At 53.9% G+C, this 23,146-nt stretch carries 23 protein-coding genes; 14 read left to right on the plus strand and 9 right to left on the minus strand.

Features of this window, described 5'->3' with window-relative positions; translation table 11 throughout:
* Positions 1–43 precede the first annotated feature (43 nt).
* The 5 genes from ACO0U8_RS16115 to ACO0U8_RS16135 are packed head-to-tail and all read left to right on the plus strand — an operon-like array spanning position 44 to position 5,280.
* Entirely contained in the window at positions 44–1,687 is a 1,644-nt protein-coding gene (locus tag ACO0U8_RS16115; protein ID WP_056779847.1) for an ABC transporter substrate-binding protein, read from the plus strand.
* Between the two features lie 41 nt (positions 1,688–1,728).
* Positions 1,729–2,745 (plus strand): ABC transporter permease, encoded by a 1,017-nt coding sequence (locus ACO0U8_RS16120; protein ID WP_122096808.1) that lies wholly within the window; start codon positions 1,729–1,731, stop codon positions 2,743–2,745.
* Positions 2,742–3,647: an ABC transporter permease gene (locus ACO0U8_RS16125; RefSeq protein ID WP_056779852.1), complete on the plus strand. Its 906-nt coding sequence runs from the start codon at positions 2,742–2,744 to the stop codon at positions 3,645–3,647. The genes ACO0U8_RS16120 and ACO0U8_RS16125 overlap by 4 nt, the downstream gene beginning before the upstream one ends.
* Positions 3,619–4,485: an ABC transporter ATP-binding protein gene (locus ACO0U8_RS16130; protein ID WP_122096951.1), complete on the plus strand. Its 867-nt coding sequence runs from the start codon at positions 3,619–3,621 to the stop codon at positions 4,483–4,485. Before ACO0U8_RS16125 ends, ACO0U8_RS16130 begins: the two co-directional genes overlap by 29 nt.
* Positions 4,486–4,509: 24 nt before the next feature.
* The gene (locus ACO0U8_RS16135) at positions 4,510–5,280 is read left to right on the plus strand and encodes an ABC transporter ATP-binding protein (protein ID WP_056780164.1); all 771 of its coding nucleotides are present in this window, start codon (positions 4,510–4,512) and stop codon (positions 5,278–5,280) included.
* A gap of 57 nt (positions 5,281–5,337) precedes the next feature.
* Here the strand turns inward: ACO0U8_RS16135 and ACO0U8_RS16140 are convergent, their stop codons facing one another.
* From ACO0U8_RS16140 to ACO0U8_RS16165, 6 genes are all read right to left on the minus strand, one after another.
* Positions 5,338–5,817, minus strand: a complete 480-nt coding sequence (locus ACO0U8_RS16140; RefSeq protein ID WP_183849468.1) for a tellurium resistance protein TerW — start codon at positions 5,815–5,817, stop codon at positions 5,338–5,340.
* 166 nt (positions 5,818–5,983) lie between these two features.
* Positions 5,984–6,940 carry an HpcH/HpaI aldolase/citrate lyase family protein gene (locus ACO0U8_RS16145; RefSeq protein ID WP_421671233.1) on the minus strand — a complete coding sequence of 319 codons (957 nt, stop codon included), beginning with the start codon at positions 6,938–6,940 and terminating at the stop codon, positions 5,984–5,986.
* Positions 6,940–8,019: a cysteine protease StiP family protein gene (locus ACO0U8_RS16150; RefSeq protein WP_421671234.1), complete on the minus strand. Its 1,080-nt coding sequence runs from the start codon at positions 8,017–8,019 to the stop codon at positions 6,940–6,942. Before ACO0U8_RS16150 ends, ACO0U8_RS16145 begins: the two co-directional genes overlap by 1 nt.
* A gap of 1 nt (position 8,020) precedes the next feature.
* Complete coding sequence (locus ACO0U8_RS16155; protein WP_056779865.1) at positions 8,021–8,794, minus strand: hypothetical protein; 774 nt, start codon at positions 8,792–8,794, stop codon at positions 8,021–8,023.
* The gene (locus ACO0U8_RS16160; RefSeq protein ID WP_390976124.1) at positions 8,787–9,929 is read right to left on the minus strand and encodes a phosphoribosyltransferase domain-containing protein; all 1,143 of its coding nucleotides are present in this window, start codon (positions 9,927–9,929) and stop codon (positions 8,787–8,789) included. Before ACO0U8_RS16160 ends, ACO0U8_RS16155 begins: the two co-directional genes overlap by 8 nt.
* Entirely contained in the window at positions 9,926–11,014 is a 1,089-nt protein-coding gene (locus ACO0U8_RS16165; RefSeq protein ID WP_056779871.1) for an ATP-grasp domain-containing protein, read from the minus strand. The genes ACO0U8_RS16160 and ACO0U8_RS16165 overlap by 4 nt, the downstream gene beginning before the upstream one ends.
* Positions 11,015–11,336: 322 nt before the next feature.
* Between ACO0U8_RS16165 and ACO0U8_RS16170 the strand changes: the two genes are divergently transcribed.
* The 9 genes from ACO0U8_RS16170 to ACO0U8_RS16210 all read left to right on the plus strand — a co-directional run bounded on the left by ACO0U8_RS16170 (position 11,337) and on the right by ACO0U8_RS16210 (position 18,304).
* Positions 11,337–11,924 carry a TerD family protein gene (locus tag ACO0U8_RS16170; RefSeq protein ID WP_056779874.1) on the plus strand — a complete coding sequence of 196 codons (588 nt, stop codon included), beginning with the start codon at positions 11,337–11,339 and terminating at the stop codon, positions 11,922–11,924.
* Positions 11,924–13,096, plus strand: coding sequence for a TerD family protein (locus tag ACO0U8_RS16175; RefSeq protein WP_136375038.1), 1,173 nt, complete (start codon positions 11,924–11,926; stop codon positions 13,094–13,096). Before ACO0U8_RS16170 ends, ACO0U8_RS16175 begins: the two co-directional genes overlap by 1 nt.
* Before the next feature lie 43 nt (positions 13,097–13,139).
* Positions 13,140–13,595 (plus strand): tellurite resistance TerB family protein, encoded by a 456-nt coding sequence (locus ACO0U8_RS16180; protein ID WP_056779881.1) that lies wholly within the window; start codon positions 13,140–13,142, stop codon positions 13,593–13,595.
* A gap of 28 nt (positions 13,596–13,623) precedes the next feature.
* The gene (locus tag ACO0U8_RS16185) at positions 13,624–14,667 is read left to right on the plus strand and encodes a TerC/Alx family metal homeostasis membrane protein (protein WP_056779884.1); all 1,044 of its coding nucleotides are present in this window, start codon (positions 13,624–13,626) and stop codon (positions 14,665–14,667) included.
* Positions 14,668–14,717: 50 nt separating this feature from the next.
* Positions 14,718–15,296 carry a TerD family protein gene (locus ACO0U8_RS16190; protein ID WP_056779886.1) on the plus strand — a complete coding sequence of 193 codons (579 nt, stop codon included), beginning with the start codon at positions 14,718–14,720 and terminating at the stop codon, positions 15,294–15,296.
* An 80-nt stretch (positions 15,297–15,376) separates the two neighbouring features.
* Positions 15,377–15,952, plus strand: a complete 576-nt coding sequence (locus tag ACO0U8_RS16195) for a TerD family protein (RefSeq protein WP_056779888.1) — start codon at positions 15,377–15,379, stop codon at positions 15,950–15,952.
* Positions 15,953–16,059: 107 nt separating this feature from the next.
* A complete protein-coding gene (locus tag ACO0U8_RS16200; RefSeq protein WP_421671235.1) occupies positions 16,060–17,313 on the plus strand; it encodes a VWA domain-containing protein in 1,254 nt (417 codons plus the stop codon).
* A gap of 162 nt (positions 17,314–17,475) precedes the next feature.
* Positions 17,476–17,787, plus strand: coding sequence for a DUF1778 domain-containing protein (locus ACO0U8_RS16205; protein WP_390976463.1), 312 nt, complete (start codon positions 17,476–17,478; stop codon positions 17,785–17,787).
* Positions 17,768–18,304 carry a GNAT family N-acetyltransferase gene (locus ACO0U8_RS16210; RefSeq protein ID WP_056779897.1) on the plus strand — a complete coding sequence of 179 codons (537 nt, stop codon included), beginning with the start codon at positions 17,768–17,770 and terminating at the stop codon, positions 18,302–18,304. Before ACO0U8_RS16205 ends, ACO0U8_RS16210 begins: the two co-directional genes overlap by 20 nt.
* Before the next feature lie 205 nt (positions 18,305–18,509).
* Here ACO0U8_RS16210 and ACO0U8_RS16215 read toward each other — a convergent pair whose 3' ends face one another.
* The 3 genes from ACO0U8_RS16215 to ACO0U8_RS16225 form a co-directional block, all read right to left on the minus strand.
* Entirely contained in the window at positions 18,510–19,181 is a 672-nt protein-coding gene (locus ACO0U8_RS16215) for an oligogalacturonate-specific porin KdgM family protein (RefSeq protein WP_122096802.1), read from the minus strand.
* 352 nt (positions 19,182–19,533) lie between these two features.
* On the minus strand, positions 19,534–20,205 hold the full coding sequence (locus tag ACO0U8_RS16220) for an HAD family hydrolase (RefSeq protein WP_056779902.1): 672 nt from the start codon (positions 20,203–20,205) through the stop codon (positions 19,534–19,536).
* Positions 20,206–20,395: 190 nt separating this feature from the next.
* Positions 20,396–22,870, minus strand: a complete 2,475-nt coding sequence (locus ACO0U8_RS16225; RefSeq protein ID WP_421671236.1) for a membrane-bound PQQ-dependent dehydrogenase, glucose/quinate/shikimate family — start codon at positions 22,868–22,870, stop codon at positions 20,396–20,398.
* Positions 22,871–23,146: the final 276 nt, after the last annotated feature.

The following is a 23,146-nucleotide window of genomic DNA, read 5'->3' on the forward strand; positions in this document are numbered from 1 at the left end:
CAGAAAAAATAATAAACCTCTGACTCTACCCGGAAGGTACATCATGAACACAGGCACACCCTTCGGGGCGTGGATCCTCGCGCTCCTGCTTACGGTGAGTGGCGGGGCGGTGCAGGCGAAAACGCCGCCCGACCAGCTGCTTATCGGTATGAACATGAACAACCTGCTGACGCTCGATCCGGCCGCGATGACCGGCAACGATATCGTCGGCATTGTGGTGAATCTCTATGACCCCCTCATTGAGCTCGATCCGCAGGAACTGACGAATGTCCGCCCGGCGCTGGCGACCTCATGGGAGGTCAACGACGCCCGTAATCTGATCACATTCCATCTGCGCGAAGGCGTGACATTCCACTCGGGCAATCCGGTCACCGCAGACGATGTGGTGTGGTCGATGCGCCGGATCCTGCATCTGAATCTGGCGCAGGCATCGGTGTGGAAATCTTACGGCTTCACCAAAAAGAATGTCGATGAGATGGTGCGCACGCCGTCACCGGGTATTGTCGAAATCCAACTGCCAAAACCTAACGATCCGAAACTGGTGATTTACTCGCTGGCCGCACTCGGCAGCGTGGTGGCGTTAGACCGCAAAACCGTGCAGGCGCATGAAGTGAATGGCGACTGGGGTAACCGCTGGCTGACCACCAACGAAGCCGGTTCAGGGCCGTTCCGCCTCGACAGCTGGCAGGCAAAAGACGTGCTGAACATGAGCCGTAATCCGCAGTACTGGCGCGGTGAACCTAAATTGTCGCGCGTGGTGTTTCGTCACTTTCAGGAATCCCAGACCCTGCGTCTGATGATTGAAAAAGGCGATCTGGATATTGCCAATAATATGGCGGTGTCCGATGTGACGGCCCTGAGCCACGATCCGGCAATGACCGTCGATACGGTGAAAAAAGGCACCATTTATTACGTGGCGATGAGCATGAAAGAGCCGCATTTCGCTAACCCGAAAGTGCGCGAAGCGGTGCGCTATCTGATTGATTATCAGGGTATCGGCAAGGCGCTGATGAACGGTTATGGCATTGTGCATCAGCGTCCGATTCAGGTCGGTATGCCTGCCACGCTGCCGGACCCCGGTTATACGCTGGACATTCCGCGCGCCAAAACCCTGCTGGCAGAGGCCGGTTATCCTGACGGTTTTGATACCACGCTGCGGGTGCTGGCCGATCAGCCGTTCCTTAATATCGCGATTGCGGTGCAGTCCACGCTGATGCAGGCGGGCATTCGCGCCAAAATCGTCACCGGTACCGGCAACCAGATTTACGGTGCGATGCGTGAACGCAAATTCGACATGCTGGTCGGTCGCGGCGGCAGCGGCGTGGAACCGCATCCGCACTCCAGCCTGCGCGCACTGGTGTATAACCCGGACAACAACGATGCGGCGCGGCTGACCAATTTTCAGGGCTGGCGCACCGGTTTTTATGACAAACAGCTCAACACGGATATCGATCAGGCGCTGCTTGAGCGGGATCCGGAAAAGCAGAAACAGGATTACTTCGCCATTCAGGAACGCTACGACGCGCTGATCCCGGCGCTGGTGCCGCTCTCACAAATGGTCGATTCCATCGTGGTGCGCAAGGACGTCAAAAACTATCTGCCGCATCCTTCTGCCACCACGTTCCTGCGTGACGTCTACAAAGACGATACCGCCGACGCTCAGCCAACCGGAGGTAAAGGGTTATGACCATGCAAATTCCGGCTCCTGCTACTAAGCAAACTGCACGGATGTCATTCCCCGCCGGGCGAATTGGCAAACGTCTGGTGCAGGTAGCGGTGACGCTGTTTGGCCTGCTGCTGCTGACGTTTTTTATTGGCCGCGTCATGCCGGTGGATCCGGTGCTGGCGATTGTCGGCCCGGATGCCGACCACAGCACCTATCAGCAGGTTTACCATCAGCTCGGCTTTGATAAACCGCTGTGGACACAGTTCGGCATCTACCTTTCCGGGCTGGCGCACGGTGATTTTGGTAACGCGCTGCTGACCGGTAAACCGGTGACGCAGGACATTCTGCGGGTGTTCCCTGCCACCATGGAGCTGGCGACGCTGGCGATCATTCTCGGCGCAGGCGTCGGCATTCCGTTAGGCGTGCTGGCGGCGGCGAAGCGCAACAGCGTGGCGGATTACGTGGTGCGTATCATCAGTCTGGCCGGTTATTCCACCCCGATCTTCTGGGTAGGGATGATGGGATTGCTGGTGTTCTATGCCTGGCTCGGTTGGGTGGGCGGCGCAGGGCGTCTGGATTTCAGTCTCGACGGCCAGGTGACGCGTCACAGCGGTTTTATGCTGATCGACTCAGTGATTGCCGGAAACTGGGAAGTATTTCGCAACGCGCTTAATCACCTGATCCTGCCTGCCTCGCTGCTCGGTTTCCACTCGCTGGCGTACATCAGCCGCATGACCCGCAGCTTTATGCTGGCGCAGCTTTCACAGGAATTCATCATTACCGCCCGGGTCAAGGGGCTGAGCGAATGGGATGTGCTGTGGAACCACGCATTCCGCAACATTCTGGTTCAGCTTCTGACCGTGGTGGCACTGGCGTACGGCTCACTCCTGGAAGGCGCGGTGCTGATCGAAACGGTATTTTCCTGGCCGGGCTTCGGTTCGTATCTCACCAGCAGCCTGATGCTCGGCGACATGAACGCGGTGATGGGCTGCGTGCTGGTGGTTGGCATGATTTTTGTGGTGCTGAATCTGCTGTCTGACCTGCTGTATCAGGTCTTTGACCCGAGGACAAAAGTATGACCCTTTCCCTCGATTCTGTAACGCTCAGCGCGGGCGATGAAAAACGTCAGCGCGTGAAACGGGCGTTTGGCCGGGTAGGCCATTTTCTGTGGCAGATGGCGTGCAATCCGCTGACAGCCATTGGTGGCGCGATTGTGCTGGTGCTGATGATTGTGGCGATTTTCGCCCCGTGGATCGCCCCGTTCCACCCGCTGGTGCAGGATTTAAATAACGCGCTCAGCCCGCCGTCGGCGGCGCACTGGTTCGGCACCGACGAGTTTGGCCGCGATATTTTCAGCCGTCTGGTGTATGGCTCGCGCATCACGCTGTACATCGTTCTGCTGGTGTCGGTGACCGTTGGCCCGCTCGGGTTGCTGCTCGGTGTCACTGCCGGTTATTTCGGCGGTAAAACCGACATGGTGCTGATGCGCGTCACCGACATTTTCATCTCCTTCCCGAGTCTGGTGCTGGCGCTGGCATTTGTTGCCGCGCTCGGGCCGGGGCTGGAGCATGTGGTGATCGCCATTACGCTCACTGCCTGGCCGCCGATTGCGCGTCTGGCGCGTGCCGAAACGCTCTCATTACGCCAGGCCGATTTCATTTCAGCCGTGCGCCTGCAAGGGGCAAGTCCGGTGCGGGTGCTGTGGCGTCACATCGTGCCGCTGTGCCTGCCGTCGGTGATCATCCGAATCACCATGAATATGGCCGGGATTATCCTGACCGCCGCCGGGCTGGGCTTTCTCGGCCTCGGCGCGCAGCCGCCGGACCCGGAGTGGGGCGCGATGATTTCCAGCGGCCGTACGTACATGATGGAGTGCTGGTGGGTGGCGACCATCCCCGGTCTTGCGATCCTGATTAACAGCCTGGCGTTCAACTTTTTAGGAGATGGCCTACGTGACATCCTTGATCCCCGGAATGACTGACGCTCCGGCGTTACTCGACGTGCGCGATCTGCACGTCAGCTTTGTGAATGGTCGTCAGGTGACGCAGGCGGTGCGCGGCGTTTCTTTCCAGCTCGGGCGGGAAAAACTGGCTATCGTCGGTGAGTCGGGCTCCGGGAAATCCACCGTCGGGCGCGCTTTGCTGCAACTGCACCCCGCGAAAGCGCGGATCACCGCGGAGCGGATGCAGTTCGGTGATGTTGATTTGCTTAACGCCACGCCGAAGCAAATGCGTCAGGTGCGCGGAAAACGCATTTCGATGATTATGCAGGATCCGAAATACTCGCTGAACCCGGTGCTGTGCGTCGGCGACCAGATTGCCGAAGCATGGCGTTCGCACCACACATGTTCCTATCAGGAGGCCAAAAGCAAAGTGCTGAACATGCTCGATGTGGTGCGCATCCGTGAACCCGAACGGGTGTACGGCCTCTATCCGCACGAGATTTCCGGCGGGCAGGGGCAGCGCATCATGATCGCCATGATGCTGATTACCGACCCGGAAATGGTGATAGCCGATGAACCTACCTCAGCGCTGGATGTGTCCGTGCGTTTACAGGTGCTGGCGCTGCTCGACGATCTGGTGAAAACGCGCGGTCTGGGGCTGATATTTATCAGTCACGACATCAATCTGGTGCGCAGCTTCTGCGACCGGGTGCTGGTGATGTATGCCGGACGCGTGGTCGAATCTATTGCTGCCACCGATCTGGATAACGCGCAGCATCCTTACACGCGCGGCCTGCTCAATGCGTTGCCGGACATGGATAACCGCCGTTATCCGCTGCCTGTGATGCAACGTCAGGCCAGCTGGCTGACCGACTAAGGAGCCAATATGACAGCGAAAACCATGATTGACGTGCGTAACCTGAACCTGACGTTTGGCGAAGGGGCGAAAACCACGCAGGTGCTGACAGAGGTGAATATTGCCGTGCGCGAAGGCGAGATTTTCGGGCTGGTGGGGGAATCCGGATCGGGTAAAACCACGGTGCTGAAATGTCTGGCAGGGCTGTTTACCCACTGGAAGGGTGAACTGGAAATCGACGGCCAGCAGCTTGAACACCGGATTGGCCGTGACCGCTGCCGGCTGGTGCAGATGGTGTTTCAGGATCCCTACGGTTCGCTGCATCCGCGCCACACCATCGGCGATATTCTGGAGGAGCCGTTGCAAATCCACCGTATTGACCAGCGGGATCAGCGGATCAATACCATTCTGGAGAAAGTCGGCCTGAACCGGGCGTTTCGCAGCCGGTATCCGCATCAGCTTTCCGGCGGCCAGCGCCAGCGTGTGGCCATTGCGCGTGCGCTGATCCTCAAACCGCGCGTGCTGTTGCTCGACGAACCGACGTCTGCGCTGGATGTGTCAGTGCAGGCAGAAATTCTCAATTTGCTGTTCGATCTTCAAAAAGAGGAAGGGCTGACGTATCTGATGGTGACGCACGATTTGGGCGTTATCGCCCATCTGTGCCAGCGTGTCGCGGTGATGAAATTCGGCAGGATCCTCGAGACGCTGGAAACCGATGCACTGCTGCGCGGGGATATTCGTGATGATTACACCCGCGTGCTGGTGGATGCCAGCCGGGATTACAGCCGGGAAATGGCGGCGAAAGTGATGTTGTAAGGGCGCGTGTTCTGTCGTTCCGGTCTGAATGCCGGAACGACAGAGAAAGTCATGAGGTTATTTTTGCAGTGATTTTTCAGGCTGGCGCAGTGCGGTCATCACGTCAGCCATACAGCGGTCAACCAGCATTTCTACGGCATCACTGCGCGACGTCTCCACCAGCATCGCCAGGCGGTCGATTTTTCTCACCACCGACATGCGCAATGACAGCGACACTGTCTTTTTCTTTTCTTTATCCAGCGAGACGTGGCTGACCTGCTCTTCGGTTTTGAGATCGCCACTGGAATGTAAAGCCTGAGCCATCTGACGCAAGGTCTTTTTATCCAGCGAGCCCGCGTCGGTCATCTGATAAGAGTGCGTGGCTTTGCTGTATTTGATCTCAGCAGAATAGGTTTCGCGTAATTCCTTTAACGCCCGCGTCAATGTGGGTTCTGAACAGGCAAGCCGGGTGATGACTTTTGTCGCCGACACCGGTTGCCCGGTACCGAGCAATTGCGCCAGTCGGAAAATACGTGCTTGTCGTGTGCTGAGTTGCATGGTTAGTCGTTGCCTGTCGTCGTGTTATGGGCGATGGTGCATAGAAAATGTCAGTACACATCCTGTATCTCCTTCCCGTGGTACTTCCTTTCCTTGGCGCCTGCAGGGCCAAAAATCCTATCAGGTCTTTCCTCAACATCAGCTAAATCAATCTGTCGCAATGGTGTTAGTTCAGCTGGTTGGCCGTGAAAAATCTGACGCCGTCCTGTGTCTCTTCTTGCGCAATGCCGTAAATCTGTGCCTGTTCAAGCACGCGTGCGGCCCAGCGACGGTGAGTTGCGGGTTCACACATTGCGCCCTGGGATTTAAACACGGCCTGACTGGAGTTGAGAATCCGCAAAGCATCGGCGTGATCGGCGGATGTCACCATCAGCGCACGCTCAATTTTGGCGATCTGATTCGGATGAATGGCCGTTTTTCCCACCAGACCGTGCGCCATGTCCAGCGCCAGTTCTTTTTCCATCACGTCGTGATCGTCAATATGTTCGCAAACCGGCGACGTCAGGGCGAAATCCCGTGAGCCGAACACGGCAACCAGCATCTTGATCACGTAACCCATCGGGCTGTCGTACAGCGTCAGGTTGCGGGGACGGCGCAGCGAAATAACGTTCATCAGGTCATTGCCGCCAATACGCAGGGCGATAATGCGTGAGTGACACGGATGGGCGAGCAGTTCGACGGCGAGTTTGCGCATTTCAGTGACGTCAAAAACTTCTTCCGTTTCCAGCGTTGGCATCATGCACAGGTGAGTCTCTTTCATGATGTCCCACCATACCGGCAGAGACTCCAGCGTGAACTTCGGCAACACCAGCCCGTCAACCGGCGTGAGATCTTCCGTTGCGGTCAGGAACTTGCCCATTCCGGGATGACGCGGACGGATAAACACCAGCGGCCAGTCAGCGCCCGAACCCGCATCCTTGGCGGCTTTCAGCGCGTTCAGCACCTGCTTCAGATTTTGCAGCGCGGCGGGAACGTCGGCGTCGCTGACCGCATCTTCCAGACAGATGACGATCGAGCGCAGCCCGTCAATTTCGTTGTGCAGAATACTGCCCGCGATGTCGTTGCGGGTGGCGGGCATGTAAAGCGTGGCGCCCAGCCGGTATGGCGATAGTCTCTTTGTCATCAGTGAACCTTTTTAATAATGGTGACGGCACGGTATTGGCCGATGCGGTCACCGACTTCAGTGATGGTGATGTTTTTTTCACGGGCGAGATAGACCAGCAGGGCGACGTCCGGATCGTTCACCGAACGCACCAGAACGTGTTCCGGTACGCGACGCAAAACGGCGCGGGTGGCCTCGGCAATGCCCGGTTTAATCCGGTTAATGCTGGAAATGTCATATTCGGCGGCCAGTGAGGAAATCACCTGCTCGCTGCGTATTTTCAGATGCACATACTCCTGCGGCACCCACGGGCTGGCCGAAATGGTTGCGAGATCCAGCGAGCGGCGACACCCGGCCACGGTATCCACCAGCAGGCGACTGCACTCAAATTCGCTCAGGTGATCGCACTTTACACAGCCGTGCAATCCTTCTGAAGACCAGATCGATCGTGAAATCAGACCGGAAACCGGCGCACCCATGATGCCAAACGGGATCAGCCAGTCGTCGTCGCTGGCGGCCAGCCAGGAAACGCCGCACGGGTCGGCGAGCACCACGAGACGCGGATCCTGAGGATAGCCCGCCCGATTTTCCAGCGAACGTCGCAACTGGCCGGTGATCGCGCCTTTTCCGGTCCAGCCATCGACAAATACGATGCCTTCGGTGCCGTGTTGCGCTTCGATCCAGTCCATTGCCGTGTCGTCAATGCCACGGTCACGGATGATACTCACGCCGTAGTGGTGAGATGTTTTACCCATCTCCCGCAACGCCTGATGCAGCATCACGCCCAATGGCACACCGGCGCGCACCAGGCTGACGAGGATGACCGGCGTATCGCCGAAGCGGTCGGCCAGCGCCTTCGCCAGCATCACCACTTCTTTCGCCAGACGTTCTGCGCCTTGTTCCAGCGCACGGGCAAACAAGTCCAGATGCCAGGCGGTCGGCTCAGGTTCCTGACTCAGCATCTCGGAATAATGCTTTTCACCGGACTGGATCAGCTGCTCTTTTTGCTCGACAGGCGTCATTTCCATTTCCACCGGCTTTAACAGAAAGTGCACGTCCTCTGGCAAATATGAGCCGGAAAAAGGGATAAAAGGCTGCATGTTATTTCTCTCCGAAAATGTGCTGGCTGATGTGTTCAGCAAACTGACTCTGCTGTGGCATGCCAAACCAGTTACACAGTTTCATAAAACGGTGATCGCTCAGGCTATCGCCCAGACCGATGACCGGGAACACGCCGCGCTCCGCCCGCAATTTTTTCAGTAAGTATTGCGTGGCGAGGCCTTTTTCAACCGGCAGCGGCAGCCAGGCAATGTTGTTGCTGTTGCGATGAATATAAAAACCTTCGGCAGGGAACAGGGCTTCGATCTCTTCACCGAGGGTATAGAGTTCGTCGAGGCGGGTGCTGTCGGTGTGCTTCATCACCAGATAGATCGGGGTGTCGCCGTATTCATAATTAATACGCGCCCAGCCGTTGATCTTGCGCTCCGCCATCAGCGCCGTGATGCCCTGCTGCATGTTCAGCAGACGCTCACGAAAAGGTGCCAGGCTGTCGAGAATATGGGCTTTCCACTCTGCATCCGGTTCGCCCTGGGGCGTCAGAATGACCGCGCCGTGGGTGGCGATCGCCCAGGAGTTGAAAGGAATGGTCACGCGGCTTATCTCTTCGGTACCGCGGGCGGTGACCGGAATAAAGTCAGCGTTTTCAAGCAGCCAGTCCACCAGCATAGATTGTTCTTCGGTCATAAAGCTGCGCGCAGACATCGAGCGGTCTAAGGCCCCCGGACGGAAAGGCTCGAGGTCCAGTTCATCGACCATCTTACGGCGCGTCTGAAACAGAGTATCGTCCAGATCGGAAAGAATGACCGGCTTATTCATACACAACAACCTCAACAGTATTCGCCACGTTTTTCAGGGCATCGAGCAGGGAAGGATCAACGCTGTCGGCAGGGGTTTCAATGCACAGCAGAATGCGATCAAAATGCTGATGCGCGACGTTATACACGAAATTCGGAATGCCCAGACCGTAGTTGTCGGTGAACGCAATGGCGGATTTGATGGCGTAACCGGTAGAAATCGGTGAGCGGGTGGTGCAGCTGAATTTCACGTCAGCCCCGGTTTTCTCCAGGCGTTCCGCCAGCAGAAGAGGTTCCCAGACAAATTCCCCCGAACCTAACACCAGCACTTTTTCGCCCACGGCTGCCGTGAGGTGCTTACCCAGGTCGCGCGCCGGGATCGCCATGCCCAGACGCCCCCAGCTCTGTTTGCCGGTGATGGCGACGCTGCCGGTGGCGGTCACGTTCACCGCTGGCATTACCGGCACTGGCGCATCGGGTTTCATTTCCCAATGCCAGTCGCCCTGAACCAGCGACACGGGCGTGACCGGCAGCGGGCAATTGGCTTCAATCGCGTTACCGCTCCAGTCTGTCAGTGTGACCGTGACCACACGTTCGAGTTGTGAAAGCCCGGCATCAGCGCGCAGCGCTTCCAGCAGATTAATAAAGGTATTGCCGGTGGTCGCTTCGTCATCGATCAGCACCAGACTGCGGGCATCCCGTACGCGGTCGCGCAACACCGGGTCCGCCGGATGGTAGATCAGGTGGTCTGTGGCATGGCTGTGATTTTCTTTGAATTCACACAGCAGATCGCCCTCAACCGGATGACGTGTTGATGTCAGATACACTGAATTCGCATAGCGGCCTGACGCCTCATCATAAACCCCCGCGCCCAGTCCTACGGCCGTCTCGGCCATGCCGATAAACAGCACCGGCTCTGGCAAATCGGTGGGGATTTGCACGGCCAGCTGGCGGTAAGCGGAACGCATAACCGAAGGGGCAATCGGAATATGACGGCCGAGCACTTTGCTGACGAACAAAAACGCGCGCTTCGGATTGCGGCGTTCAGCGATATCAAATAATGCATCCAGCGAATGTGTGCCGCCGGTCGGGGTCACGGTCAGCGTACCGCCGGAAAGCTCACGGCGATAAACAGAAGTGGCGTGGGACATACTCATGCGTTTCCTTGGCCTGAAGACAGGTTGTCGAGCGAAGTGGTGTAAGGGATGACATCCGTCATAGAACGTACAACCGCAGGAGAGAAGCTCTCCGTAGCCGCGTTCATGGCCTGCGTTTCGTTGAGCAAACCCAGTTTGCGGGCGGCGAACAGGCCGGGCAGATTGACGCCGCTGTGGCGGGTATAACCGATACCGCCGGAGGGCCGCATATTAATTTCCAGCAAAACTGGCTCGCCGTGATCGTTGTTGCGGGTCTGAACATTCACCAGACCGTCGGCCTGCATGACTTCAGCGCAACGCTTGCCCAGTTCATAGGCTGCACCCGATTGTTCGAGATATTGCAGCGCACCTTCTTTGCGGCGCGCAACGGCCGCGATGACTTTACCGCGTTCCACCAGCATATCGACCGAATATTCGGGGCCGGGCAGGTAAGGCATTAACACCAGCGGCTCGAAGATTTCCTGCTGTTCCAGGGCGTGCAGATACATATCCGGACGCACTTTGCGGCTGTCAGGATGGGTGAAAGCGGCCATATGGCCCACATTGTCATCAAAACGCCAGAATCCCATGCCATAAATACCGACAACGGGTTTCACGCACAGCATGGTCGCACCGGACCAGGATTCGGCGCTGGTATTGTCAGCCAGATGCCCGCGTAATTCCTCTGCCGATTCTATGCGGATCGACGGCACAACCGGCAGTCCGTGTTGTTGCATGGCGAGGGCGAAATCCACTTTATCGTCGGCCAGTTCAAACATGGCATTGCTGACAGCGCCGGTGGTCAGCGTGACGCCCGACGCAACAATGTCTGCCCGGTGGGTTTCAAACCACTGGCAATTACGGCCAGTGTGGATGGCATTGACACCGTACTGCGCCACGGTTGCGGTGATAAAGGCCAGGCGTTCTTCATCTTCTGCCGGTTCGATGAGCGCGATGTCCGCCAGAGAAAGAATTTCATTTCTGTGATGGCGATGGGAGGCAATGACGGTGACATCTTGATTTGAAGATTTAAAAAAGTCTTTGATGCCCAAAATAATGTCGCGCTGTGACGACAGACCTTCCATTAACCAAATTACGTGACTCATCGGCGTATATATTCCAGAAATGAAGAGGGGAAAAAGAATTATTTGAGAGTCTATGCAGGGATTTTAACCATGTCAATCATAACATGATTCATATCTGGATGTTATCAATTTGTCTTTTATCATACGTTTGGCAACGTCTGTTTTCGTCAAAAAACGTAAATTATCAAAAAATAAATATTTAATATCAAAGAATTAACTTTTGTTAAGGAAATTAGTGTCAAAATGTAGCTTGTGCAACTACTTCGTCATGATATGATTTTTCAGCACATGGATTTCTGATTCGAAAAAATAATGATTTAACCTATCTCTGAAGGAATAACTAATGGTTTCATTAAGCAAGAACCAAACTGTTTCACTCAGCAAACAAACGTCTTCGTTGAATCAACTCCAATTCGGTTTGGGTTGGGATCCTTTGAAAAAGAAAAAAGGGTTCCTGGGTGGTCTTTTAGGCGGCGGCAGCGATTCAATTGATTTAGACGCGGGATGCGTTCTGTTAGACCGCACTGGCCAGACCATCGACACCATCTGGTTCCGCAAGCTGAAGTCAAGCTGTGGTTCCGTTGTCCATTTGGGTGACAACCTGACCGGTGAAGGCGATGGCGACGACGAAGTGATCACCGTTGACCTGACCCGCCTGCCTTCTCAGGTAGAGTATCTGGCCTTCACGGTGAACAGCTTCCGTGGTCAGACATTTAATGAAGTCGATAACGCATTTTGCCGCGTCGTCGATCAGTCCCGTAAGGAACTGGCCCGTTATCAGCTGACGGAGCAGGGTTCTCACACCGGTATCATTATTGCCTCATTGTCCCGTAACAACGGCGAATGGGACTTCACCGCACACGGTAAAGCTTCCACCGGCCGCACTATTGACGATATGCACGCAGATATCGTGGCAACGGTGGTGCGCTAATGACGATGACGCCGGGGGGCAACGCCTCCATTCCTTCACAGGTATTGACGGTACGCGTGCTCTCTGGCGTCGCGGTCGATGCCTCATCGTTTCGTCTCTATGCTTCAGGCAAAGTGCAGGGCGATCCTGACATGGTGTTTTACGGCCAACCCGTCAATGACGATGCGTCCGTAAAACTGAGCGGCGCAGGCACGGACACCGCCTTTACGGTGGATATCAACCGCCTGCGGCCTGAAGTGCAGAAGCTGGCCTTTACCGCCACCTGCGACGGCAATATGACGCTTTCAGGCCTGAAGCGCCTGACCATTCAGGTGGAGCAAAACGGCAATGTCCTGCTGACCGGTGACGTTGATGTCACAGGGCGTCAGGAAGCCGCGCTGATTTTGGGCGAAATTTACCGCCGCAATGCGGAGTGGAAATTCCGCTTCATTGCTCAGGGCTTTAACGGCGGTCTGAAACCGCTGGCAGAGCACTTCGGGGTAGATATTTCGGATGCTCCGGCACCTGCTCCAACGCCTGCGCCAGCACCGGCACCGACCCCTGAACCTGCTAAAATTAGCCTGAGCAAAGTGTCGCTGACCAAAGAAAAACCGACGATCAGCCTGGCGAAGCGGGATAACTTTGGCGAAATCAAAATTAACCTTAACTGGAATCAGCAAAGCAGCACCGGTTCTGGCGGCGGGATGTTCGGCGGCATGTTTAACAAATCCAAAGGTATCGATCTGGATTTGGGGGCATTTGTCGAATTGCAGGACGGCACTAAAGGCGTGATTCAGGCACTGGGGAATACCTTTGGTCGTCTGAATGCAGAACCCTATGTTCAGTTGCAAGGCGATGACCGCACCGGTCAGGTGCGTGACGGCGAGTGGCTGCACATTAATGGCCGCGAGTGGAAGAAAATCCGCGAAGTGCTGATCTACGCGTTCATCTATGAAGGCGCAGCGAGCTGGGATAAAACGGACGGAGTGGTCACGATGCACATTCCTGAGCAACCGCCGATCGAAACGCGCTTAACCGAAGGGTCGAACCGCCACAACATGTGTGCGATCGCCCGTCTGGTCAATGACAACGGTGCGATCAAGGTGGAACGTCTGAACCAGTTCTTCAGCGGTCACAAAGATATGGATAACGCGCTCGGCTGGGGCTTTCGCTGGTCTGCTGGCTCTAAGTGACAGTGATTCACCACATAATTTTAATTATCTGAGGGCAGAGAAAATGAGTTTCTTCGACAAAGTGAAAGGCGCCTTTAACAGCGGCCGTGACGAGCTGACCAAACAGGTTGGCCGTTTCAAAAACAAAAAATTCATGCAGGGCACCGTTGCTGTTTGTGCACGCATCGCCGTCTCAAGCAATGGCGTGAGCTCTGAAGAAAAGCAAAAGATGATCGGCTTCCTTCAGGCTTCTCCTGAACTGAAAGTGTTTGAAACCAAAGAAGTCATTGCGTTCTTTAATGAACTGGTGACCAGCTTCAGTTTCGACTACGAAATCGGTAAAGGCGAAACCATGAAATACATTCTGGCGCTGAAAAGCCAACCAGAAGCGGCACAACTGGCCGTTCGCGTCGGTATTGCCGTAGCAAAAAGCGACGGTGATTTCGATCAGGACGAGCAAACCGCCGTACGCGAAATTGCGCTGGCACTGGGCTTCACCCCGGCCGAATTCGGTCTTTAATTTCAACACTCTGGCTTAAGGGCTATTTATGGTATCCACGCATATCGGTTTCCCGGCTGAAACCGTCACGGTATTTGTTGTTCTGGCTATTGGGGCGATTGCTGTCGACCTGTTCATGCATCGTCATGACAAGCCGATTTCGCTGAAAAGTGCTTCGCTCTGGACGGTCTTCTGGATCGTTGTGGCGATGGCTTTTGCCGGTTTCCTCTACATTCATCACGGTTCTGAAGTGGCGAGCCTGTTTATTACCGGTTATGCGCTGGAGAAAGTCCTGTCAGTTGATAACCTGTTTGTCATGATGGCTATCTTCTCGTGGTTTGCCGTACCGGATAATCTGCGCCACCGCGTCCTCTATTGGGGCGTTATCGGGGCGATTGTTTTCCGCGGCATCTTCGTTGCCATCGGGTCGAGCCTGTTAACGCTGGGGCCTTGGGTCGAAATCGTCTTTGCGCTGGTCGTGTTGTGGACGGCAGTCATGATGCTCAAAAGCGGCGGTGATGATGACGAGATCGAAGACTATTCTCAGCACATTGCTTACCGTATGGTAAAACGCTTCTTCCCGATTTGGCCGAAACTGAAAGGACATTCCTTCCTGTTAAGCCAGAAAGAAGTGGATGCTGAACTGGCGAAACCTGAAAACAAAGACATCAAAGTGGGCCGTGTAGGTAAAGCTGCACTTTATGCCACGCCGCTGATGCTGTGTCTGGCCGTGGTGGAATTGTCCGACGTGATGTTCGCGTTTGACTCCGTGCCTGCGGTAATCGCTGTGAGCCGTGAACCGCTGATTGTTTACAGCGCCATGATGTTTGCGATCCTCGGCCTGCGTACCATGTACTTCGTGCTGGAAGCCATGAAACAGTACCTGGCACACCTTGAGAAAGCGGTTATCGTGCTGCTGTTCTTCATCGGTGTGAAACTGGGTCTGAACGCCACCGACCACCTGTGGCATCACGGTTACAATATTTCTGCTAACGCAAGTCTGTTTGTTGTTCTGGGCGTACTGGCTGTGGGTATCATCGTCAGCGTACTGTTCCCGGGCAAATCGGATGCTGAGGAAGGCAAGCAGGGCTAAGCCCTTGCCTTCCCCCTTGAAAATAAACGTTAACAATTGAGGATATAATTATGGGCGTTTCTCTCTCTAAAGGCGGCAATGTTTCTTTAAGCAAAGAAGCACCGACAATGAAAAATGTGCTGATCGGTTTGGGTTGGGATGCCCGCTCAACCGACGGCCAGGATTTCGACCTTGATGCCTCAGCATTCCTGCTGACCAGCGCCGGCAAAGTGCGCGGCGATACCGACTTCATTTTCTACAACAACCTGAAATCCACCGACGGTTCTGTGCTGCATACCGGCGACAACCGTACCGGTGAAGGCGATGGCGATGATGAAGCTCTGAAAATCAAACTGGATCAGATCCCGGCTGACGTTGATAAAATCGTCTTTGTGGTGACCATCCATGACGCCACTACGCGTCGTCAAAGCTTCGGTCAGGTGTCTGGCGCATTCATTCGTTTAGTGAATGACGACAACCAACAGGAAGTCGCGCGTTACGACCTGACAGAAGATGCGTCAACCGAAACGGCCATGCTGTTCGGTGAACTGTATCGCCATAACACCGAGTGGAAATTCCGCGCGGTGGGTCAGGGTTATGCAGGCGGCCTGAGCTCTGTCTGCGCACAGTACGGCATCAACGCATCGTAATTTCACACGATTTTTTGAAACCCGGCAGGCGACATACTGTTGCCTGCTGTAATGAACATGACTTATTACAGGAGTTTTAAATGGCAGTTTCTCTGATTAAAGGCGGCAACGTATCCTTAACTAAAGAAGCCCCAACCATGAATGTGGCTATGGTCGGCCTCGGCTGGGATGCACGCGTAACTGATGGCGCTGAGTTTGACCTCGACGCTTCTGTGTTCATGGTCGGTGATGACGGTAAAGTTATTTCCGATGCGAGCTTCATCTTCTTCAACAACAAAACCAGCACCTGTGGTTCCGTGACTCACATGGGCGACAACCGTACTGGCGAAGGTGAAGGCGATGACGAGCAGGTTAAAATCGACCTGTCTAAAATCCCCGCCGAAGTGAAAAAGCTGGTATTCGCCGTGACTATTTATGACGCAGAAGCGCGTAAACAGAACTTCGGTATGGTCAGCAACAGCTTCATGCGCGTATTCAACAACGATAACGGCACTGAAATCGCCCGTTTCGACCTGTCTGAAGATGCGTCCACCGAAACGGCAATGGTGTTCGGCGAACTTTACCGTCACAACGTTGAGTGGAAATTTAAAGCCGTCGGTCAGGGCTTCGCAGGCGGCCTGTCTGCACTGGCCTCTCAGCATGGCGTGAACATCTAAATCACGCATAATTCTGACAGCCCCGTTGGTTTCCATCGGGGCTTTTTTGTATCTGCAGGAAACGCGGCCTGAAGAGCCGGTGTTTCCCCTTAAACAGGATAGCCAAAATGGAATTGCAATCCGGACAGAACATCGCGTTAAACCAGCCTCTCCTCCGTATCACTCTTTCATACCCCGTAACAGCCGCCTTTCGCAGTGAAATCGATGCTTCAGCCTTTATGTTGTCGGCGCAAAATAAGGTCAGAGGAGATGCAGATTTCATTTTTTTCAATCAACCCTCTGCGCCAAATGGCAGCCTGAGCCTCACTTCTTCAGCTGGAAGCAGCCAGTTTTCGCTGGATCTGAGAAAGGTTGATGCCGACATCGTCAAAATTGCTCTCACACTGGTGATTGACGGCCCGGATTCTGTCTCGGGTCTGCAACGGATCCAGATGAATGCGGAAGGTGTGGCGACGTTCGACATTCCTCTCGCCGGGCGGAGTGAAAAAGCGCTTATTGTCGCCGAAGTCTATCGCCACAACGGTAACTGGAAACTCAGGGCGTCAGGGCAGGGGTTCAACGGGGGGCTGGAACCGCTGGCAGTTCATTTCGGCGTGGATGTGTCCTCGCCATCCCCGGCGCCAGCACCAGCACCGACGTCAACGACAGTCAGTCTTGAAAAACGGATACAGGAAAAAGCGCCGCGCCTTATCAGTCTGGCAAAAACCGTCACGGTCAGTCTGGCCAAACATAACCTCCAGTCAGTGAAAGCCAAAGTGGCTTTCGTGCTGGATGCCTCCGGTTCTATGACCGGCGAGTTCAAAAAAGGTAACGTGCAGGCTGTGCTGGATCGCATCGCGGTTCTCGCCGTCCAGTTTGATGATGATGGCGACATGGATATGTGGGGATTTGCCGAAAAACACCGCAAATATAAAGATGTGACACTGCATAATCTTGATGGCTATGTCGCTGATATCCAGAACTCTGCACGGCGCGGGCGGTGGGAGAATTTACCAGGATTGGGCGGTATCAATAATGAGCCACCCGTGCTTGAAGAGATTATCGATACTTTTAAGCACAGTGATTTGCCCGTGTACGTTGTTTTCATTACGGATGGTGGCATCAGTAAAACCAGAGCAATTAAAGAAGCCAATCGCCGCTCAGCGAACTACCCGATTTTCTGGAAGTTTTTGGGTCTTGGTGGCAGCGGCTATGGCATCCTCGAGCAACTGGACACCTTCACAGACCGTCGTATCGACAACACGCATTTTTTCGCGATCGACGATTTCGCCACTATGAGTGATGAACGTCTCTATGACCTGTTACTTGAAGAGTTTAAGGACTGGACCGTAGCCGCGCGAAAAGAGCGGATTATGCGGTAAATGCGGTGTCCTGAGCGCGGGGCTGTTGCACAGAAACGATATCCTCAGCCCCCGTTAAACCTCTTTATAGGATACGGCTGTGAACCGTATCCGATTGACGCGGGCAGTGGATGCGGATAGATTATCAGCATACGGCTATCAGCCGTACCATGAAAAGAGGTCATTATGTCTAAAGTCGCGACATTCCCTGCAGAGGGTCGAAACATCAAAACCGCCAGAGTTGAATTAAAAACCAGCCCGGATCTCAAAGATATGCTGCGTGAAGCCGCCGCCGCCGCAGGGCTGGATTTAAGTGCATTTATCCTAAATGCAGCCATAGAACGTGCTGAGAGCGTATTGGATAATCAGCGTCGAAGGGAACTGACAACGCAGGGTTGGCAGCAGCTCAATGAGCTTCTCGCTGAACCTGCAGCACCAACGTTGGCACTACAGGCATTAATGCGGAGAAAGAAAGATGGCAAACCTAAAGAATGAACATGATGGCCTTATGGTTTGCAGCTACCAGTCTGATATTTCCTATCCAGGTAACAAGCATTTTGACTGCGGCAATATTGTACTGAATGCATACGTTCGCAATTCACTCAAGAAAAGCGTCAGAGACGGAAACTGCGCAGCAAAAGCACTGATAGATACCCAGACAGGTGAGTTGCTTGGGGTGTGTACGTTTTCTGCATACTCTCTTGAGCGGGCGAAATTGGCCGGAGCCGTTGCGGGATCACTGCCTAATGACATCGGGGTTGTACGGCTTAATATGCTTGGCATCGCCAAAAAAGAACAAAACAAAGGTTACGGGCAGGATTTGCTCTACGAATTTTTTCAGCATATTAAAATTATTCATGAAGCCTTACCGATCAAAGGCGTTTATCTGGATGCCGATCCTGGCGCCGTCAATTTCTACACGCGATTAGGTTTTGCCGAACTTACTGCACCCCCAAATGCCTTTGGCGCAATACCCATGTTTCTGGGAATTCAGCACATCCTCGCAGCGTAATGTTAACGGTAAGAGTATCGGATATCTTTTTTGACCTTTTTGCCAGAGCCAGCCCAGGCAGATCACTGTCTTATTAGCGCTGAGTCTTTTAATCTCCTCAGCGCTTTCGCAGTTTCAATTAAAAAATATCAGTGCGGAGCTTCTCATTCTCCACGTATTTATTTTCAGGAATATACAGAAAACCCGATAAATTATTCACAACGATTTAGAACGTATAACCCAAACCTACACGAAAGCGGGTTTGTCTTTCATCACTGTTGCTTCGAACTGAAACATTCCCGACTTCAACAAAAGGGGACCATGCGCCAATAATATAAGCGGTTCTGAAATTGTATTCATAGTTGTATTTGCTGTTATTATAGAGGTCATACTTATCGGCTTTTTTATAAATACCCTCCAGCGTCCAGTCAAAGTTATTCCATTTATATCCCGCCCAGACATCCATACGATTTACCGTATCGTCTTCACGGGAGTCGGATGAGCGCCGCGTATACTCGAAACGATATCGGGCACCCAGCCACCATGATTCATTAATCGTCCAGGTTGAGCGTAAATAGGGTTTATAGGTTGAATAGCCGCTGCCTGTTTCCAGCACAAAACCGGGCTGCCAGGCGACAGGGCCACTGCTGAACTGGTAATTCACCGTATATTCGTTGCCCTGTACTTCGAGATCGTTAAACGCTTTGTTCGTGTCATCTCCTCCGGATTTTGAAATGGCTTCAACTGCAAATCCAAAGCCATTACTAAACCGGTTGGAAATATAAACACGATCGTAGTTGGCTTTACTGTCATCAAGATATTCATGACGTACATCCATATAGACGGCATGTGCATTGGTGACGGCCAGAGAGAATGAAAGTAAAAGGTATTTTTTCATGTTAAACCCATTTTTAATAATAATTAACTAAGAGGGGTGCTTAAGGCTGAACACGAAGTTATGCTTAATGAAAAGCTGTTTCAATATTTTAAATTGGTTTTTTAATAAAATTGAATATTCATCACAAGTATTCAAATTAGCGGGATTTTTGGATTACATTCAGGCGGTGATAAATATATCGGAAGTGTGAAATAAAAAGGGGTGTTCTTGATTTGGCTGCCACTTGATGAAAATTTTTGTCATTATCATCAAGGCAATGAAACAGGAATGACAAGCGGGAAAACAGACTGGCCGGAAATGAAAATATCAACGAGAAGGCGGCAGAGCTGGCACACCTTCCCGTTAACTCAGCTTACTTACTGCGCAGTTGTTTAATCCGCGCAATGGGCGGATTGCGTTTCGCCCATGAACCGTGGAAATGTCGCCAGTAAGGTTCCTGTGCGGCAGCCAGCATTTCATAGTCGCCGCGCGTGTCGCCCCAGGCGCGCAGATGGTATGAGGAAAGCGGGCCGTACTCCGCTTCGAGTCGCTCGACCTTCTGGCCGCAGCGGCAGTTGTGGCCGCTGATGCGTCCCGTCAGTACGCCGTCTTTCACTTCTAAATTCGTGCCGATCAGGCGAATGCCCAGACGCTCTGCGAAAGGTTTAAGCACCATCGCCGGTGAGGCCGAGCAAATCGTCACGATGGCACCGGAATTTACCTGAGTAGCCACCGCAATCAGACCGGAAGGGCGCATCAGACGCTTCCAGTAACGCTCACAAAATTCCTCTGCCTTCTCTTCGACCCATTTAGCCTCGACGCCGGTCATAAATGTGTGGATCAGCACTTCCTTCAGTTCATCGCGTGTCAGCCTGCGGCCCATGCATTTCAGGGTAGGCAACACCAGGCGTACCAGGCGTCGGGCGAAAACGCGTTTACCAAAGGCAAAGCGCAGGAAGGGCACGAAACTGTCGTGCTTTGTCAGCGTGCCGTCAAAATCAAACACAGACAGGGAATCGCCAACATTAATTACATCGCTAACCATCGTTCAATTGCTCCTTCGGTTGTGCCCGCCGGGATCAGGGGGACAACATCAATCATCTCTGGCATTAGTGTAATCGGTTTAGGCCTGTTGATCATTGTTGTCTGCTGCTTTGTTAAGTCGCAGACGAAAAAAAGCCCGCCGGTTTACATCGGCGGGCGGGGTCTTTTTAGCGCTGACCTGAACTTAAAATTTACTTCGCATCAGGCAATGCATAGGCAATCACGTAGTCGCCACGTTCTGCGGACTGACGTGCGCCACCGGCGCTGATGATGATGTATTGTTTACCGGTTTTCGGTGAAACATAGCTCATCGGGCCAGACTGGCTGCCAACCGGCAGACGAGATTTCCAGATCTCTTTACCGTTTGCGGTATCGAACGCACGCAGATAGAAATCCTGCGTACCGGCGAAGAACAGCAGGCCGGATTGCGTTGACAGGCTGGCGCCCAGCGTTGGCATACCCACTTCCATTGGCATGCGCATTTTGATGCCCAGCGGGCCGGTGTCTTTCACCGTACCGACCGGCACCTGCCAGACGATTTTACCGGTTTTCAGGTTAACCGCCGACATGGTACCAAACGGAGGTTTCTGGCAAGGAATGCCCAGCGGAGACAGGAAACGCTCACGCACTGCGCCGAACGGCGTACCGTCCATCGGCACCATACCCATCTCAATCCCGCTTGCGCCGGTTGGCACTTTGGCACGCGGAACCATGTAGTTCGCCAGCCCCAGACGCATATCATTCACAAACATGATGGCGTTGTTCGGATCAACCGACACGCTGCCCCAGTTCATGCCGCCCAGAGAGCCTGGGAATTGCAGGGAACGATCGAGGCCCGGAGGCGTGTACACACCTTCGTGACGCATGCCTTTAAATTCGATGCGGCACAGCAACTGGTCCATTGGCGTGGCGCCCCACATATCAGACTCTTTAAGCGTCTGGTTGCCGATGTTTGGCATCCCGACAGAGAAAGGCTGTGTTTTGGAGTAGCGTTCGCCTGGGACGTTGCCCTGCGGGACTTCGCGGTTTTCGACTTTCGCGACCGGCTCACCGGTTTCGCGGTTCAGCATGAAGATCATGCCTTGTTTGGAGGTCTGCACCAGAACTGGCGTGCTGCCACCTTTGTCGTCCGGCAAGTCATACAGCAACGGCTGAGACGGCAGGTCAAAGTCCCACAGATCATGATGTGTGGTCTGGAAGGTCCAGCGAACTTTACCGGTAGCAACGTCAACCGCGACCACTGAAGAACTGTATTTGTCGTCAAGCGCGGTACGCGTGCCGCCAAAGAAGTCTGGCGTGGCGTTACCGGTTGGCATGTAAATCAGACCCAATTTCGGATCGTATGACATGGCCGACCAGACATTCGGTGTACCACGGGTGTAAGTCTGACCTTCCGGTGGCAGTTTGGTGATGTTCGGATTACCCGGATCCCATGCCCATGCCAGTGCGCCGGTATGAACATCGAATGCACGCACGACGCCCGGAGGCTCGCCGGTGGAGAAGTTATCCGCCACGCGACCACCGACCACCACCACGTTCCCCGCAACCAGCGGAGTTGAGGTTTGCTGGTAGTAACCCGGTTTGACTTCACCCATACCGACTTTCAAATCCACCACGCCGTTGTCTCCGAAATCAGCACAAGGCTTACCGGTGTCAGCGTTGATGGCGATCAGACGCGCATCGATGGTTGGCAGGAACAGACGACGTTCGCAGGTGCCGCTGACCGTACCGCCGGTTGCAGCCGGTGAGTGAGGTGCAGAGCTGGCAGAGGAGGTGGCTTCGGCAGCCGTTGAGGTGCTGGCTGTCGCCGTTGACTCCGCGACGGGTTGTGCCGCAGGTGCCGCCGGTGCAGAAGCATTCTCGTAATAACCCAGACCACGACAACGCTGCCAGTTAGGCGCGGTGGAGTTGGAATCGTAAGACCACAGCTTTTTACCGTCGTCCACGTTCAGGGCAATCACTTTGCTGTAGGCGGTACAGACAAACAGTTTGTCGCCGATCTGCAACGGAGTGTTCTGATCTTCCGCGCCGGAGCCATTGCTCTGCGGAATATCGCCGGTGTGGGCAATCCACGCGACCTGAAGCTTGTCTACGTTGGTCTTGTTGATCTGATCCAATGCAGCGAAACGGTCACCGGCAGTCGTGTTACCCCAGCTTTCCCAGTTTTTCTGTTCAGCACCCGGAGCCACCGGTTTTACCGGTGCCTGGTCGTTTTCGGCGCTGATGATTGGCGTCGGGACGAAGGTGTTGGCGAAAGCGGCAATCAGCGCAACGGCTACCACACCTGCCAGCGAGAAGCTTGGTCCTTTACGCGCCACCAGACCCGCGCGTGCTTTCAGCAGCGGGTAGGCCAGTGCCACCAGGAAGGCCAGAACGCCGAAGGTGAACAGGCGGGAGAACAGCGGCCAGAAGGTAAAACCCGCATCCCAGACTGCCCAGATAACAGAAAGCACAAAGGCCACGGCATAAAGCCAGGCACCTGAAGGCTTACCTTTGAAAATCAAAACGGCGGAAACGATGAGCGCCAGACCCATCAGCAGGAAGTAAACGCTTCCTCCCAATGTGGCCAGATACGCGCCACCGATGCCGAGTGTCAGGCCGATGACCAGCATCAGCGCACTCAGCAGCCAGAGGAGCCAGGTCCACTTGCTATTTGTTGTTGGCATGATTTATCTCACTGCATGGTTTTAGAAAACTGTTGATGAAAAGCGGGTAACACGTGGTGAGCACCCGTTATTAAATGAACCAAATAGAACAATTTCGCGCAAATAGTAATACTTCCCATCCGGGTTGTGAATGTGTAACGAAGAGTTTGAAATTAGGTAAATTATTATAGAAGAGATTATTATTTATGCAGGGAAATTTTACGCGTTGATTTTAAACAATAAAATAAAGTGTGTTATTCATTATTTAAATGTTTATTGAGATTAATATACATTTTT

This window comes from Rahnella sp. EDr1-12, from assembly GCF_049206505.1.
Classification (GTDB): Bacteria; Pseudomonadota; Gammaproteobacteria; order Enterobacterales; family Enterobacteriaceae; genus Rahnella; species Rahnella rivi.

Coding starts and splice junctions, on each gene's coding strand:
- ACO0U8_RS16135 (WP_056780164.1), top strand. CDS start 4,510: ATGATTGACGTGCGTAACCTGAACCTGACGTTTGGCGAAGGGGCGAAA.
- ACO0U8_RS16125 (WP_056779852.1), top strand. CDS start 2,742: ATGACCCTTTCCCTCGATTCTGTAACGCTCAGCGCGGGCGATGAAAAA.
- ACO0U8_RS16145 (WP_421671233.1), bottom strand. CDS start 6,940: ATGACAAAGAGACTATCGCCATACCGGCTGGGCGCCACGCTTTACATG.
- ACO0U8_RS16120 (WP_122096808.1), top strand. CDS start 1,729: ATGTCATTCCCCGCCGGGCGAATTGGCAAACGTCTGGTGCAGGTAGCG.
- ACO0U8_RS16210 (WP_056779897.1), top strand. CDS start 17,768: ATGGCAAACCTAAAGAATGAACATGATGGCCTTATGGTTTGCAGCTAC.
- ACO0U8_RS16165 (WP_056779871.1), bottom strand. CDS start 11,014: ATGAGTCACGTAATTTGGTTAATGGAAGGTCTGTCGTCACAGCGCGAC.
- ACO0U8_RS16150 (WP_421671234.1), bottom strand. CDS start 8,019: ATGCAGCCTTTTATCCCTTTTTCCGGCTCATATTTGCCAGAGGACGTG.
- ACO0U8_RS16195 (WP_056779888.1), top strand. CDS start 15,377: ATGGCAGTTTCTCTGATTAAAGGCGGCAACGTATCCTTAACTAAAGAA.
- ACO0U8_RS16170 (WP_056779874.1), top strand. CDS start 11,337: ATGGTTTCATTAAGCAAGAACCAAACTGTTTCACTCAGCAAACAAACG.
- ACO0U8_RS16220 (WP_056779902.1), bottom strand. CDS start 20,205: ATGGTTAGCGATGTAATTAATGTTGGCGATTCCCTGTCTGTGTTTGAT.
- ACO0U8_RS16225 (WP_421671236.1), bottom strand. CDS start 22,870: ATGCCAACAACAAATAGCAAGTGGACCTGGCTCCTCTGGCTGCTGAGT.
- ACO0U8_RS16115 (WP_056779847.1), top strand. CDS start 44: ATGAACACAGGCACACCCTTCGGGGCGTGGATCCTCGCGCTCCTGCTT.
- ACO0U8_RS16175 (WP_136375038.1), top strand. CDS start 11,924: ATGACGATGACGCCGGGGGGCAACGCCTCCATTCCTTCACAGGTATTG.
- ACO0U8_RS16215 (WP_122096802.1), bottom strand. CDS start 19,181: ATGAAAAAATACCTTTTACTTTCATTCTCTCTGGCCGTCACCAATGCA.
- ACO0U8_RS16155 (WP_056779865.1), bottom strand. CDS start 8,794: ATGAATAAGCCGGTCATTCTTTCCGATCTGGACGATACTCTGTTTCAG.
- ACO0U8_RS16190 (WP_056779886.1), top strand. CDS start 14,718: ATGGGCGTTTCTCTCTCTAAAGGCGGCAATGTTTCTTTAAGCAAAGAA.
- ACO0U8_RS16185 (WP_056779884.1), top strand. CDS start 13,624: ATGGTATCCACGCATATCGGTTTCCCGGCTGAAACCGTCACGGTATTT.
- ACO0U8_RS16140 (WP_183849468.1), bottom strand. CDS start 5,817: ATGCAACTCAGCACACGACAAGCACGTATTTTCCGACTGGCGCAATTG.
- ACO0U8_RS16180 (WP_056779881.1), top strand. CDS start 13,140: ATGAGTTTCTTCGACAAAGTGAAAGGCGCCTTTAACAGCGGCCGTGAC.
- ACO0U8_RS16160 (WP_390976124.1), bottom strand. CDS start 9,929: ATGAGTATGTCCCACGCCACTTCTGTTTATCGCCGTGAGCTTTCCGGC.
- ACO0U8_RS16200 (WP_421671235.1), top strand. CDS start 16,060: ATGGAATTGCAATCCGGACAGAACATCGCGTTAAACCAGCCTCTCCTC.